General features: G+C 27.8%; 17 protein-coding genes. 14 read left to right on the plus strand and 3 right to left on the minus strand.

What is annotated here, in order from left to right; all coding sequences use genetic code 11:
• Position 1: 1 nt before the first annotated feature.
• Both VLK81_RS05975 and VLK81_RS05980 read left to right on the plus strand, forming a co-directional pair.
• Positions 2-688: a metallophosphoesterase gene (locus VLK81_RS05975; RefSeq protein WP_324619745.1), complete on the plus strand. Its 687-nt coding sequence runs from the start codon at positions 2-4 to the stop codon at positions 686-688.
• Complete coding sequence (locus tag VLK81_RS05980; protein ID WP_324619746.1) at positions 688-1,218, plus strand: class IV adenylate cyclase; 531 nt, start codon at positions 688-690, stop codon at positions 1,216-1,218. Before VLK81_RS05975 ends, VLK81_RS05980 begins: the two co-directional genes overlap by 1 nt.
• 27 nt (positions 1,219-1,245) lie before the next feature.
• On the opposite strand, the gene VLK81_RS05985 is transcribed toward VLK81_RS05980, so the two are convergent.
• Complete coding sequence (locus VLK81_RS05985; RefSeq protein WP_324619747.1) at positions 1,246-1,422, minus strand: CDIF630_02480 family spore surface protein; 177 nt, start codon at positions 1,420-1,422, stop codon at positions 1,246-1,248.
• Positions 1,423-1,511: 89 nt separating this feature from the next.
• Here VLK81_RS05985 and VLK81_RS05990 point away from each other — a divergent pair, with 89 nt between their 5' ends.
• The 9 genes from VLK81_RS05990 (at position 1,512) to pyrE (ending at position 8,596) form a co-directional block, all read left to right on the plus strand.
• The gene (locus tag VLK81_RS05990) at positions 1,512-2,087 is read left to right on the plus strand and encodes an HD domain-containing protein (RefSeq protein ID WP_324619748.1); all 576 of its coding nucleotides are present in this window, start codon (positions 1,512-1,514) and stop codon (positions 2,085-2,087) included.
• Positions 2,080-2,907, plus strand: a complete 828-nt coding sequence (locus tag VLK81_RS05995) for a Cof-type HAD-IIB family hydrolase (RefSeq protein ID WP_324619749.1) — start codon at positions 2,080-2,082, stop codon at positions 2,905-2,907. The genes VLK81_RS05990 and VLK81_RS05995 overlap by 8 nt, the downstream gene beginning before the upstream one ends.
• Before the next feature lie 90 nt (positions 2,908-2,997).
• Positions 2,998-3,930 carry an aspartate carbamoyltransferase gene (gene pyrB, locus VLK81_RS06000; RefSeq protein WP_324619750.1) on the plus strand — a complete coding sequence of 311 codons (933 nt, stop codon included), beginning with the start codon at positions 2,998-3,000 and terminating at the stop codon, positions 3,928-3,930.
• On the plus strand, positions 3,923-4,351 hold the full coding sequence (locus VLK81_RS06005) for an aspartate carbamoyltransferase regulatory subunit (protein ID WP_324619751.1): 429 nt from the start codon (positions 3,923-3,925) through the stop codon (positions 4,349-4,351). The genes pyrB and VLK81_RS06005 overlap by 8 nt, the downstream gene beginning before the upstream one ends.
• Positions 4,351-5,550: a dihydroorotase gene (locus tag VLK81_RS06010; protein ID WP_324619752.1), complete on the plus strand. Its 1,200-nt coding sequence runs from the start codon at positions 4,351-4,353 to the stop codon at positions 5,548-5,550. The genes VLK81_RS06005 and VLK81_RS06010 overlap by 1 nt, the downstream gene beginning before the upstream one ends.
• The gene (gene pyrF / locus VLK81_RS06015) at positions 5,537-6,388 is read left to right on the plus strand and encodes an orotidine-5'-phosphate decarboxylase (RefSeq protein WP_324619753.1); all 852 of its coding nucleotides are present in this window, start codon (positions 5,537-5,539) and stop codon (positions 6,386-6,388) included. The genes VLK81_RS06010 and pyrF overlap by 14 nt, the downstream gene beginning before the upstream one ends.
• Entirely contained in the window at positions 6,378-7,127 is a 750-nt protein-coding gene (locus VLK81_RS06020) for a dihydroorotate dehydrogenase electron transfer subunit (RefSeq protein WP_324619754.1), read from the plus strand. Before pyrF ends, VLK81_RS06020 begins: the two co-directional genes overlap by 11 nt.
• Positions 7,111-8,010 (plus strand): dihydroorotate dehydrogenase, encoded by a 900-nt coding sequence (locus VLK81_RS06025; protein WP_324619755.1) that lies wholly within the window; start codon positions 7,111-7,113, stop codon positions 8,008-8,010. The genes VLK81_RS06020 and VLK81_RS06025 overlap by 17 nt, the downstream gene beginning before the upstream one ends.
• A 10-nt stretch (positions 8,011-8,020) precedes the next feature.
• Positions 8,021-8,596 carry an orotate phosphoribosyltransferase gene (pyrE, locus tag VLK81_RS06030; protein WP_324619756.1) on the plus strand — a complete coding sequence of 192 codons (576 nt, stop codon included), beginning with the start codon at positions 8,021-8,023 and terminating at the stop codon, positions 8,594-8,596.
• 35 nt (positions 8,597-8,631) lie between these two features.
• Here pyrE and VLK81_RS06035 read toward each other — a convergent pair whose 3' ends face one another.
• Both VLK81_RS06035 and VLK81_RS06040 read right to left on the minus strand, forming a co-directional pair.
• Complete coding sequence (locus VLK81_RS06035) at positions 8,632-9,963, minus strand: sensor histidine kinase (protein ID WP_324619757.1); 1,332 nt, start codon at positions 9,961-9,963, stop codon at positions 8,632-8,634.
• Positions 9,964-10,647 (minus strand): response regulator transcription factor, encoded by a 684-nt coding sequence (locus VLK81_RS06040; RefSeq protein WP_324619758.1) that lies wholly within the window; start codon positions 10,645-10,647, stop codon positions 9,964-9,966.
• A gap of 64 nt (positions 10,648-10,711) precedes the next feature.
• Between VLK81_RS06040 and VLK81_RS06045 the strand changes: the two genes are divergently transcribed.
• The 3 genes from VLK81_RS06045 to VLK81_RS06055 all read left to right on the plus strand — a co-directional run bounded on the left by VLK81_RS06045 (position 10,712) and on the right by VLK81_RS06055 (position 13,082).
• Positions 10,712-11,593 carry an undecaprenyl-diphosphate phosphatase gene (locus VLK81_RS06045; RefSeq protein WP_324620479.1) on the plus strand — a complete coding sequence of 294 codons (882 nt, stop codon included), beginning with the start codon at positions 10,712-10,714 and terminating at the stop codon, positions 11,591-11,593.
• A gap of 107 nt (positions 11,594-11,700) precedes the next feature.
• Positions 11,701-12,249, plus strand: coding sequence for a helix-turn-helix domain-containing protein (locus tag VLK81_RS06050; RefSeq protein ID WP_324619759.1), 549 nt, complete (start codon positions 11,701-11,703; stop codon positions 12,247-12,249).
• The gene (locus tag VLK81_RS06055) at positions 12,237-13,082 is read left to right on the plus strand and encodes an IS3 family transposase (RefSeq protein ID WP_324620481.1); all 846 of its coding nucleotides are present in this window, start codon (positions 12,237-12,239) and stop codon (positions 13,080-13,082) included. Before VLK81_RS06050 ends, VLK81_RS06055 begins: the two co-directional genes overlap by 13 nt.
• Positions 13,083-13,146 lie beyond the last annotated feature (64 nt).

Consider the following 13,146-nt stretch of genomic DNA (forward strand, 5'->3'; position numbering starts at 1 on the left):
AATGATTTACTCTATTTCAGACCTACATTTAGATTATACTGAAAATAAATCTATGAATATATTTGGTGATAATTGGAAGGACCATAATAAGAAAATATTTAATAATTGGCAGAATATTATAAATAATAATGATTATGTTCTCATTGCTGGCGATATTTCTTGGCAAATTAGAATGGAAGAAGCTTATATCGATTTAATTCAAATAGATAAACTTCCTGGCAAAAAAATAATGATTAAAGGCAATCATGATTTCTGGTGGGACAGTATATCTAAACTCAGAAATCTTAAATTAAAGACTATTTCCTTCATTCAAAATGATTCTATAGATATAAATGATTTTTCTATTTGTGGAACTAGAGCTTGGCTTGATAAGGAAGATTCAGATTTTAAAAAAAATGATTTAAAGATTTTTGAAAGAGAATTAATTAGGTTAAAATTAAGTTTAGAATCTTGCAAAAGAAATAAAATAATATGCATGCTTCATTATCCGCCTTTTAATAAAGACGGAAATACAAATGAATTTGCTGATTTGATGTCTAAATATAAAGTTGATACATGCATATATGGGCATCTGCATTCTGATGGTTTAAAGATGGTTGTTGAAGGGAGTATAGGTGGTGTTAATTATATTTGCACATCTTGTGACTATATCGATTTTAAGCCAATTTTAATTAAGGAGATTTTATAATGGAAAAAGAACTAGAAGTAAAATTATTGGGTTTAGATGTTGATTCTTTTGAAAAAAATTTACAAGCAAAGGGAGCTAAGCTTCTTTATATTGAATATCAGGAAAATATTCTATTAGAAAATATTTCAAATAAAATTCCAGATAAGTCTTATTTAAGAGTTAGAGAATCAAAAATAGGTGATAAGTGTTCAACTTATCTAACCTATAAGGAAAACATTGAAAATAAAAATCTTAGAGAGAACAATGAATATACTTGTAAAGTAGATTCAAAAGATAATATATTGAAAATCTTAGACTTACTTGGAATTAAAGCTTTAAATTCTGGGAAAAAGAAAAGGATAAAATATTCGTATAAAAATATAAGTATAGATATAGATACTTGGGATAAAGAAACATATCCATATCCTTATGTAGAAATTGAAGTAAAAAAAGAAAAAGACTTAAAAGAATTTCTAACTGATTTTAATATATCAGAAAATTTAGTTTCAAAGAAGTCTATAAGTGAACTTCAAAATGAATTAAAAAAATAAGAGCCTGTCTACTTAGACAGGCAATTTTTATCTTCTATTTTCTTCATCTACCCATTCTTTAGCTTCTAAGTTTGCTTCTTCAGTAGGCACTGCAACATTTGAATCTTCAAGTGTGTATTCTGTGTTTGAATAAATGTCAGTATGTGTTTCTTTTGTGTCAGCTTTAGCTTTTAATTCTTCATCAAGTTCTTTTTTATCTTTCATTAAAATATCCCCCTTTAAAATAATTCATTTATTTAATACCCATTATATATATTTTTTAATCATATGTTATAATATTTCTGGAGGAAATGATGAATAAAGAAATTGAATTTACAATAGAAATAGAAAAATTAAAAAATATTTTTAGAAGAACTAAGCATATTTATGACAACAAGTATGAAAATGATGCAGAACATTCATGGCATATTGCTGTAATGGCGATGATATTTAAAGATTATGTAGATTTTGAAATAGATGAATTAAAAGTAATTAAAATGCTTTTAGTTCATGATTTGGTTGAAATTTATGCTGGAGATACTTATTGTTATGATACTGAAGGCTATAAAACAAAAGAAAAAAGAGAACTTAATGCAGCTAAAAAATTATTTTCTATACTTCCAGAAGGAAAATCCAAAATTTTTTTCGATCTTTGGAGAGAATTCGAAGATATGAAAACAAACGATTCACTTTATGCAAATTCTTTAGATAGGCTTTGTCCTATGATTATTAATCTTTATGGAGATGGAGGAAGTTGGAATGAAAATATAGTTAGAAGGGAAATGGTTGAAAAAAGAGGTGAAGTTCTTACAAATATCTCTGAAAAATTTAAAAATATTTTAACTGAAATTTTAGACGAGGCAGAAAGCAGAGGTTATTTCCATGAATAAAAAAATTGATGTTAAGATGTTAGTACTTGATATGGATGGAACTCTATTAAATAAAGAACATACTATTTCAGAAAAAAATAAAAAGTATATACAACTTGCTAAAGAAAGAGGAGTAAAAGTTGTTTTAGTTTCAGGCAGAGATGTCCCAGCTCTAAAAAATTTTTCTAAAATTTTAAATCTAAATGAATATATTGGAGCTATGAATGGAGCTATTGTTTATGATGTAAAAAATGAAGAAATTATTGGCGAGACCTATTTAAGAAAAGAACATGTTGATAAACTTTTTGAAATTTCGAATAATAATAATGAATTGCTTACTTTATTTAAAGATAATATTATTTATGCTAGTGATAAACCAAATCCTTTTTTAGAAATACTAAATAGATTTGTAAAAAAACCAATTATCTCAAGTGAAAATTTAAGCATATATTTAAAAGAAAACAATATATATGAGTCTCTACACAAAGCTGCTTTTATTGATGAATATGAAAATCTAAAAAAATTATATGACAAAATATATAATGAATTAAAAGATGAACTTTCTCTTTCTTTTTCACTTCCTTTTATTATGGAAATTTTTAGAAATGATTCCAACAAGATGACAGCTGTACAAAAAATAGCTGAACTTTATAATATTGATAGAGAAAATATCCTTGCCATGGGTGATGGAGAAAATGATATTTCAATGTTAGAATTTGCTGGACATTCAGTTTCGCCCGCAAATTGTATGCCAAGCGTAGTTAAATATGTTGATGAAATTTGTACTACAAATGATAGGGATGCAGTTGCTGAAATTATAAAAAAATATATTTTGGTTTGACATTATTTAAAATTCATGATAATATAAGTAGAATCTAAATTGAAAACATAATTTTAATTTAGATTTAATTTTTTTATGAGGGAGAAAATAATGCTAAAAGGTAGAAATTTAATTAGCCCAGATGATTTATCTGTAAGTGATATTTATGAATTAATGGAATTAGCCCAAGATATTGTGAAGAGTCCTAATAAGTATTCCCATTTTTGCGATGGTAAATTACTAGGGACTCTTTTTTTTGAACCATCAACTAGAACAAGATTAAGTTTTGAAGCTGCAATGCTAAGATTAGGAGGAGAAGTTATAGGTTTTTCTGAAGCTCTTTCCTCATCAACTGCAAAGGGAGAAAGTCTAACTGATACAATTAGAACTGTTGGTTGCTATGCAGATATTATTGCTATGAGACATCCTAACGAAGGTGCAGCTACACTTGCTAAAGAAAAAACACTAGTACCACTAATTAACGCTGGAGACGGTGGACATTTTCATCCAACTCAAACGCTAACAGATTTACTTACAATTATTGAAACTAAAAAAACTTTTGAAAATCTTACAATTGGATTTTGTGGGGATTTAAAATTTGGTAGAACAGTTCATTCTTTACTAAAAACTATGAATAAATTTAGTGGCAATAAATTTATTTTAATTTCTCCCGAAGAGTTAAAAATTCCAAGATATGTAAAAGAAACTGAATTTAAAGGTGATAGTTCTAAATACAGGGAAGTTGAAAGACTTGAAAGTGTTATTGGGGATTTAGATATTTTATATATGACAAGGGTTCAAAAGGAAAGATTTTTTAATGAAGCTGACTATATTAGACTAAGAGATTCTTATATTTTAACAGAGAAAAAGATGAAATTAGCTAAAGACGATATGATAGTTCTTCATCCTTTACCTAGAGTAAATGAAATAAGCGTTGAAGTTGATAATGATAAAAGAGCTAAGTATTTTGATCAAGTAAAATATGGAATGTATGCTAGAATGGCACTAATTTCTAAATTGTTGGGGGTAGAAGAAAATGCTTAATGTTTCAAGTTTGAAAAAGGGAATTGTAATTGACCACATAAGCCCTGGAAATGGTTATGAAATATTTAAATTATTAGAATTAGATAAAGCAGACTATAGGGTTGCACTTATTATTAATGCTGAATCTAAAAAATATGGTAAAAAAGATTTAATTAAAATCGAGAATGAAATAGATTTAGATTTAAGAGTTTTAGCGTTACTAGATGATAATCTAACAATCAATATAATTGACAATGAGAAAATAATTGAAAAAGTTGAATTGAAATTGCCAGAATCTTTTGTAGGTTTATTTAAATGTAAGAATCCAAGATGTGTTAGTGTTAATGAAAGGGATATTGAACCAAAATTTGATTTAGTTGATAAGGAAAAGAAAATCTATAAATGTTCTTATTGTGACCACCTATTAAACATGGAGGACTAATGAAACTTTTAATTAAGGGACCAACAATCGTCGATAAAGATAAAACTTTAAAATCTGATATACTTGTTGAAAATGGAATTATTAAAGAAATTTCTGAAAGTATAAATGATAATGATGCAAAACTTATTGATGCAGGTGGTTTAACTTTGATGCCTTCTTTTGTAGATCTGCACGTGCACTTTAGAGATCCAGGATTTACTTACAAGGAAGATATAGAAACTGGTAGCAGGAGTGCATTAAAGGGTGGATATACAATATGTTATGCAATGGCTAACACTAAACCTGTTTGTGATAATTTAAATACTTATAATGAAATTATTAAAAAATCAAATAATTTAAATTTAATTGATTTATATCAAAATATTTCCTTAACAAAAAACATGGAAGGAAAAGAAGTTATAGATATAAATGATTTTCCTGATAAAGTAAAATTTTTATCAGATGATGGAAAAGGAGTTCTTTCAAATAAGCTCATGCTAGAAGCTATGAACTATGCCAAAGAAAAAAATATAGGGATAATGGTTCATGCTGAAGATCCAGAAATATCTCATTTTGATTATAGAGTTGCTGAAGATATTATTACAATAAGAGATATATACCTTGCAAACTATACAGGATGTAAAGTTCACTTTTGTCATGTTAGCACAAAAGACTCAATAGAAGCATTAATTGATGCTAAGAAAAAAGGGCAAAAAGTTACATTTGAAATAACACCTCACCATTTATACTTCCATGACTTAAACTTTAAAGTAAATCCACCTATTCGTTCTAAATCAGATGTTAAAGCTTGTATAAACTCAATTAGAAATGGGTTTTGTGATGCGATATCGACAGATCATGCACCTCATTCTAAAGAAGATAAGTTAAAAGGTGCACCTGGTATGATTGGTTTGGAAACTGCTTATGGTTCACTTTATAAAAAGTTAGTTGTAGAAGAGAATATTTCACTAAATAGACTTTCTGAAGTTATGAGTTATGGACCTGGACATATTCTTGGATTAGATCATGGTCTTATAGAAATTGGTAAAAAAGCAAATTTTGTTATAGTAGATAATGAAAATAGATATATAGTAAAGGATAATTTTGCTTCAAAAAGTTCAAATTCTCCATTTATAGGAGAAGAATTAATTGGAAAAGTAATGTATACTATAAGAGATGGAAGAATACTTTATGAGGGAGGAAAAGATGATAATCGATAAACTATACAATAGAATTAAAGAAAGAAGTTTTGTTTGTGTAGGATTAGATACAGCTTTAGACTATATACCTTTAAACATGCAAGAAGGAAAGTCTATTGAAGATGCAATATTTAATTTTAATAAAGAAATTATAGATAGTACATGTGATCTTGTAGCTATCTACAAATTACAAATAGCTCATTATGAATCACAAGGAATTGATGGGTTAAAAGCCTATAAAAGAACATTAAAATACTTAAGAGATAGAGACCTTTTATCAATCGGTGACATTAAAAGAGGCGACATCTCATCAACTGCAAAAATGTATGCTAAGGGTCATTTCGAAGGTGATTTTGAAGCAGATTTTATAACACTTAATCCATATATGGGATTTGATAGTATTAGCCCATATTTTCCATATTTAGAAAGTGGTAAAAAAGGAGTTTTTGTTTTACTAAGGACTTCTAATGAGGGTGCTAAAGACATTGAATATTTAGATGTTAATGGTGATTATTTATATAATAAAGTTGGAGAAAAGCTTGAAGAATTTGGAAAATCTTTTATTGGAGAATGTGGTCTTTCTGCTTTAGGTATGGTAGTTGGTGGAACTCATTCTGAAGAAGCCAAAGAAATAAGAGATAAATTTAATAACACTATGTTTTTAATTCCAGGTTATGGGGCACAAGGAGCAAAACCAGAAGATATTAGAACTTATCTTGAAAATTTAGATAAGGGAGTAGTTAATTCATCAAGAGGAATTATTACTCACTATAAAAAATTCGAAGATGGAAATGAAAATGTTGGAAAGTATGCAAGACAAGCTGTTGTTGATATGATTGGTGATATAAGTGGAAAATAAAAAGGGCTATATACATTCTGAAATATTAAGAAATGAAAAAATTTCTGAAAATGTTTATTTAATGGAATTAAAAGGCGATTTTATAGCTGAGCCAGGACAATTTTTCATGGTAAGAACTTGGGATATAGATCCAATTCTTTCAAGGCCATTTTCTGTGTGCGATATAAGAGATGGTAATATTGTTTTTCTATATTTAGTAGTGGGTAAGGGAACTAATATTTTAAAAAACTTAAAAATTGGTTCTTTTGTTGATGTACTTGGACCATTAGGTTATGGATTTAGGTATAAAAATATTAAGAAAACAGCAATTGTTAGTGGAGGAATTGGAATTGCACCTATGCTTCTATTAGCAAAAAAATTAAAAGAACAGGGATCTAGCATTGATTTTTATGCTGGCTTTAGAGAAGAAGATTATTTTTTAGAGTATTTAAGACAATATGTGGATAATATATATATATCTTCTGATAGTGGAAAAGTTGGTATAAAGGGAAATGTATTAACTATTTTTAACGATAATTCTTATGATGCAGTTTTTTCTTGTGGACCAAATATTATGCTTAAAAATTTAGCAGAAATTACCGATAAGTCTAAACTTCAAGTTTCATTAGAAAGTAATATGGCTTGTGGAATAGGGGCCTGCTTAGGTTGTAATATAAATACAATAAGTGGCGGGAAGAGGATTTGTGTTGAAGGTCCTGTATTTTACGCTAAGGAGGTTTACTATGAGTCTAAGTGTTAATTTAGCAGGAATAGAATTGCAAAATCCAATAATAGCTGCATCTGGAACTTTTGGCTTTGGTAGAGAGTTTTCTCCATATCTTGATTTAAATAGACTTGGAGCAATATCTACAAAAGGACTTACAATTGTAGAAAAGCCTGGTAATACAGGTATTCGAATTCATGAAACTCCATCTGGCATTATGAATAGCATTGGACTTCAAAATCCTTCCATTAGAGTTTTTATAGAAAAGGAATATGAAAATTTAAAAAAGTATAAAATGGAAATTATTCCTAATTTAGGAGGAAATAATCTTGAACAATATATCGAAGGTGCTAAACTTTTAGATACTCTTGATATAAATATTATTGAATTAAATATTTCGTGTCCTAATGTTAAAGAAGGCGGTATGGCCTTTGGAATGACATGTGAAGCTGCAGGAAAAGTTGTATCTGCCGTTAGAAAGGTTACCAATAAAAAACTTATGGTTAAGTTATCTCCAAATGCACATAATCTTGTTGATGTAAGTAAAGAGTGTGAGGCAAATGGAGCCGATATTTTGTCACTTGTAAATACTTTTAATGCTCTTGCAGTAGATGTAGATAATAGAAAAGCTATATTCGATAATATTACAGCTGGTCTTTCTGGTCCATGTATTAGACCAATTGCCGTTAGAATGGCTTGGGAAGTTTGTAAATCTGTCAATATTCCTGTTGTAGGAATGGGCGGAATAATGAACTATAAAGATGCTTTAGAATTTATTATGGTTGGCTGTAGTGCTGTTCAAGTTGGTACTGCAAATTTTATTAATCCAAAAGTAATGATAGAAATAATTGATGATTTAGAAAATTATTTAAAGAAAAATAAATTTTCTTCTCTAGAAGAAATAAGAGGAATTATTTAGGAGGTAAACTATGGTTGATGTTAATGTAAAAGAAATATTATTAGAATGTGAAGCTTTTTTGCAAGGACACTTTCTTCTTTCATCTGGTAAGCACTCAAATGGTTATGTTCAATGCGCTAAGCTCCTACAATGGCCAGATAGGGCTGAAAAAGTTCTAAGTGTAGTAAAAGATCAAGTAAAAGATTTAGGGATAGAAACAGTTATTGGACCAGCTATGGGCGGCATAGTTGTTTCATATGAGCTTGGTAGACAGTTAGGAGTAAAAAGTATTTTTACCGAAAGAGAAAATGATGTAATGACGTTAAGAAGGGGATTTACAGTTAAAGAAAATGAAAAAGTTTTAATTACTGAAGATGTAGTTACAACTGGAAAGTCATCATTAGAAACTATTGAAGCTCTTAAGGAATATGGGGTAGAGGTAGTAGGAATAGCATGTATAGCTAATAGATCTGGCAAAGATAATTTAAATGGATATAAGATATATCCTGCAATTTCTTTAGATATTGATACTTATGAAAGTGATAATTGTCCACTTTGTAAGGAAAATATTGAACTAGTTAAACCAGGAAGCAGAAAGAAATTTTAATAATAATAATAAAACTAGGGCTTAGTTATTTTGCCCTAGTTTTTATTTTTTACTTTCTGCCTTATAGGTGTCTTGATTATAAATTTAGAACCTTTATTAAGTTCAGATTCAAAATAGATTTCAGAATCTATACTATTTAATAAGTTTTTTACTATACTTAGACCAAGCCCGCTTCCTCCAAGATCCTTATTTCTTGACCTTTCAGCTCTAAAAAGCCTATCAAATATACGCGCCTTATCCTCTTCTTTTATACCAATTCCATTATCAGACACTTCAATAAATATATAATCATCTTTTTTATATTCGTTTAATTTAATAAATCCATTTTCTCTACAAGCTTTATAGGCATTTGATAACAAATTATAAACACATCTATGAATTTTAGCTTTATCTGAGTACATCAAATTGTCTTCAATTTCATAAGTAAAATTAATATTTCTATTTTTTACTATAGAGGAAAACTCTATTGCTAAGTTTTCTAATAGATTTTTAATATTAAATTCTTCTAATTTGATTCTAACTTTTTTAGATTTATTGAAACTTTCTTTAAGTTCTTTAATTAATAATGTTAGATGATCTATTTCTTCATTTATAGAATTTAAATTTTTATCATCTTTTTCTATAATACCATCCATCATAGCTTCGATCTGAATTTTAATATTTGTTAAAGGCGTTCTTAATTCGTGACTTATATCTTCAGCATATTTCCTTCTAGATTCTTCTTCTATAGCTAGTGAATCCTTAAGATAGTTCATATTTTTTTCAAGAGATTTAAATTCTTCAATGTTTGAAGTTTCAAGAGGCTTAATATCATAGTTCTCCAGCCTTAAACTATCAGCAAAACTCTCTATTTTTCCAATTTGATAAGTAATATTTTTAGATAAAATATAATAAAATATTGAACCTACTATTAATGTTATAATAAATGCTAAAAATATAGATTGCAGAAAACTATTTTTAAAATTGCTGGCAAATGAATCTATTGCACTATCTTCATAATAAGAAATCTGTACATAACCAATTTTATAACTATTGAACATCAAATCAAATTTTGTATTTACTAACTTATCACCGCTTTCCAATCCATTAAAACTGATGATATTGTTACCATCATTATCAATTAATTCAACTTTAATTTTTTCAATTTTTGCATAAGTTTCTAAGTAGGGACTTATAAAGTTAATAGATGACTTTTTCGTAATATCATTAATCTCCTGAATTATTTCATTAAATCTAGCTGTTCTTACGCTATCTAAATACCTGTCTAGATTATTATTAAAACTAATATTAAAAATAATAGTTAAAATAGTCATTATAATAATACTAATTACTAAAAAGTAGCTTATTAATTTTTTTTGAAGTTTCATTTAATCAACTGCCTTGTAACCAAGTCCATATACAGTTTTTATAAACTTAGGACTTTTTGGATTGTCATTAAGTTTAGATCTTATATTTTTAATATGAGTATCAATTGCTCTATCAAACGAATCAAAATCTTCATCAAAAACTAAATTAATTAATTCTTCTCTAGTAAATACTTTATTTGTATTTTTAAATAGAGTTAGTAAAATATTATATTCAGCTAAGGTTAAATTAATATTTTTATTATTTAATTTAACTATTTTAGAATCAAGATTAAAAACCAAACTTCCATTTTTGAAAGTTAGAGTATTTAAATTAATATTGGATTTTAATGTAGATCTTCTAAGCAAAGCTTTTACTCTTAAAATTAATTCTTTTGGAGAAAATGGCTTAGTTATATAATCATCACATCCAATTTCAAAATTAGATATTTTATCTTCTTCTTCAGTTTTAGAAGTTAGGATAATAATAGGAATATTTGAACTTTCTCTAATAATATTCATAACTTCTTCACCTCTTATAATAGGGATCATTAAATCAAGTATAATAAGATTGAAATTTTCACTATTAAATTTATCTAAAGCAGTCATACCATCAAAAGCTTGACTCACTTCAAATTTTTCTTTTTCTAAATAACTCTTTACTATATTTGATATTTTTTTTTCGTCTTCCACAAGTAATATTTTCATTTTATTCATCCTTAAATTAATTGTATTAGATTCTACTATATGCTATTATATCATTTATGAGGTGATATTTATGGATTTTTTAAAAGTTTTGATTCTTTCAATAGTTGAAGGTATTACTGAATTTTTACCTATAAGTTCTACTGGACACTTAATAATTACCAATGAGTTTATTAACCTTCTAGATAAGGATTTTACCAATACTTTTAATGTAATTATACAATTAGGTGCAATTTTAGCCGTTGTTGTAATATATTTCCAAAAGCTAAATCCATTTAGTAAAAAGAATTTAAGTGAAAATTATTTAAAAAAATATAAAGACATGTCTATGCCAAATAAAATATATAATAGTTTTTTAAATAGGAATAAATCTATAATGAATTTATGGAAAAAAATTATAGTTGCATTAATCCCTTCTGTAATCTTAGGTCTATTATTTGATGACTTAATTGATAAGTATCTTTTTAACCCTTATACAGTTGCAATCATGCTTATAGTATGGGGGATAGGGATGATATTAGTTGAAAATGTAAATAAAAATAAGGAAAGCATAATTAATGATTTTCAAGATTTGAATTTTATTTCTGCCTTTAAAATAGGATGTTTCCAAACATTAGCATTGGTTCCAGGGACATCTAGATCAGCCGCAACAATTTTAGGAGGATTAATATTAGGCTGTGATAGATTAGTTGCTACTGAGTTCTCATTTTATTTAGCTATTCCAACTATGCTTGGAGCAACAGTTCTTAAGGTAATTAAAAAACTACATTTATTTACAGCTTATCAGTGGCTTCTTATTTTAATAGGAATGTTTTTTTCATTTATCGTAGCCTATATAGCTATAAAAAAACTTATGCAATATTTAAAAAATCATGACTTTAAAGTTTTTGGATATTATAGGATAATTGTTGGAATTATTGTTTTGTTATATTTTTCATTAATAAAATAAAATATATTATATAATTATGAATTTATTTTAATCAAAGATTTAAAAAGCCAGAAGAATTAATGATATGTACCCTCTTTACTGGACAAACCAGTAAGGAGGGTATTTTTATGCGATATAGTTATGAATTTAAAAAAGAATGCGTAGAACTATACAGACAAGGAAAGTGGATGGAAACACCAGAAGGCGTTACACAAGAAATATTCAGATATAAGATTTGGTATTGGAGTAAGCTTGTAGATTTTCATGGCGAAGAAATTCTTAACCACAAAGAACAGAATAAAAAGTGGACTGCAGAAGAAAAATTTAAGTATGTATCAAAAGTGTTAGCTGGAAATTCATGTAAGTCTGTAGCTATAGAGGCTGGCATTCCAGATGGTCAACTTCATAATTGGATATATAAATATAAAAGATTTGGGTATAATTCTCTTGAAATTAAGAAGAGAGGACGTCCATCTAAAATGAAAGAAAATAATGAAAACACTAATATAGAGCCAAAGCCACTTAACGAATCAGAAAGAGAAGAACTTATTCGTTTAAGAGAAGAAAATGAATATTTAAGAACAGTTCAAGCAGTCGAAAAAAAATTAGACGCCTTGAGAAGGGAAAAGTATGCTGCATATCTCAAGGCGAAAAAGCAGCAGTCATCAGAGAACTAAGAGATGAAGGATACAAACTAAAATATCTTTTAAAAGCTATGAACATGCCTAAATCAACATATTACTTTGAGTTAAGTAAAGTTGACCAAATTGATCTCAGAAACAAGGAAATCAAAGAACAAATAAAAGAAATATTTACTTCAAACAAAGGTAGATACGGAGTAAGAAGAGTGCATCAAGCACTTTTAAGTAAAGGATATATAGTAAACCATAAAAGAGTTCAAAGGCTTATGCACAATATGCATCTTCTAGGCAAGAGACCAAAAGAAAAGTATCATTCATATATGGGAAGCGTTGGTAAAGTAGCAAGTAACATCATAAATAGAGACTTCACAGCAACAAAGCCATTTGCTAAGTGGACTACAGATGTATCCCAGTTTAACTTCGCGTGGGGCAAATGCTATCTATCACCAATATTAGATATGTACACAAACGAAATCATCTCATACGACTTATCATTGCATCCAACACTAGAACAAGTATCAAGAATGCTTAATAGAGCATTTGAAAAGTTTCCATGTGTAAAAGGCTTAATCATGCACTCAGATCAAGGCTGGCAATATCAAAACAGCTACTACATCAAAGAATTAGAAAAGCATCAAATAACTCAGTCAATGTCAAGAAAAGGAAACTGCTACGATAACTGTATCATGGAAACATTCTTTGGAAGACTTAAAACAGAGATGTATTATGGATGTGAGAGAGAATTTAAAACATTTGATGATTTTTCAAAAGCAATTGACGAATATATATACTACTACAACAACGAAAGAATTCAGAAGAAAACAAAATGGATGCCACCTACTTTGTATAGGTTAGCATCCACCATGTAAACTAAATATTAATGTGTCCAGTTTTTGGGGTACACATCATAATCTTCTGGCTTAAAAATTTTAT

The sequence above is a fragment of the Citroniella saccharovorans genome, assembly GCF_035481615.1.
GTDB classification, from domain to species: Bacteria; Bacillota; Clostridia; order Tissierellales; family Peptoniphilaceae; genus Citroniella; species Citroniella saccharovorans.

Excerpts from the sequence above, each read along its gene's own strand:
- VLK81_RS05975 (WP_324619745.1), top strand. The coding sequence starts at position 2 with ATGATTTACTCTATTTCAGACCTACATTTAGATTATACTGAAAATAAA.
- VLK81_RS05980 (WP_324619746.1), top strand. The coding sequence starts at position 688 with ATGGAAAAAGAACTAGAAGTAAAATTATTGGGTTTAGATGTTGATTCT.
- VLK81_RS05985 (WP_324619747.1), bottom strand. The coding sequence starts at position 1,422 with ATGAAAGATAAAAAAGAACTTGATGAAGAATTAAAAGCTAAAGCTGAC.
- VLK81_RS05990 (WP_324619748.1), top strand. The coding sequence starts at position 1,512 with ATGAATAAAGAAATTGAATTTACAATAGAAATAGAAAAATTAAAAAAT.
- VLK81_RS05995 (WP_324619749.1), top strand. The coding sequence starts at position 2,080 with ATGAATAAAAAAATTGATGTTAAGATGTTAGTACTTGATATGGATGGA.
- pyrB (WP_324619750.1), top strand. The coding sequence starts at position 2,998 with ATGCTAAAAGGTAGAAATTTAATTAGCCCAGATGATTTATCTGTAAGT.
- VLK81_RS06005 (WP_324619751.1), top strand. The coding sequence starts at position 3,923 with ATGCTTAATGTTTCAAGTTTGAAAAAGGGAATTGTAATTGACCACATA.
- VLK81_RS06010 (WP_324619752.1), top strand. The coding sequence starts at position 4,351 with ATGAAACTTTTAATTAAGGGACCAACAATCGTCGATAAAGATAAAACT.
- pyrF (WP_324619753.1), top strand. The coding sequence starts at position 5,537 with ATGATAATCGATAAACTATACAATAGAATTAAAGAAAGAAGTTTTGTT.
- VLK81_RS06025 (WP_324619755.1), top strand. The coding sequence starts at position 7,111 with ATGAGTCTAAGTGTTAATTTAGCAGGAATAGAATTGCAAAATCCAATA.
- pyrE (WP_324619756.1), top strand. The coding sequence starts at position 8,021 with ATGGTTGATGTTAATGTAAAAGAAATATTATTAGAATGTGAAGCTTTT.
- VLK81_RS06035 (WP_324619757.1), bottom strand. The coding sequence starts at position 9,963 with ATGAAACTTCAAAAAAAATTAATAAGCTACTTTTTAGTAATTAGTATT.
- VLK81_RS06040 (WP_324619758.1), bottom strand. The coding sequence starts at position 10,647 with ATGAAAATATTACTTGTGGAAGACGAAAAAAAAATATCAAATATAGTA.
- VLK81_RS06050 (WP_324619759.1), top strand. The coding sequence starts at position 11,701 with ATGCGATATAGTTATGAATTTAAAAAAGAATGCGTAGAACTATACAGA.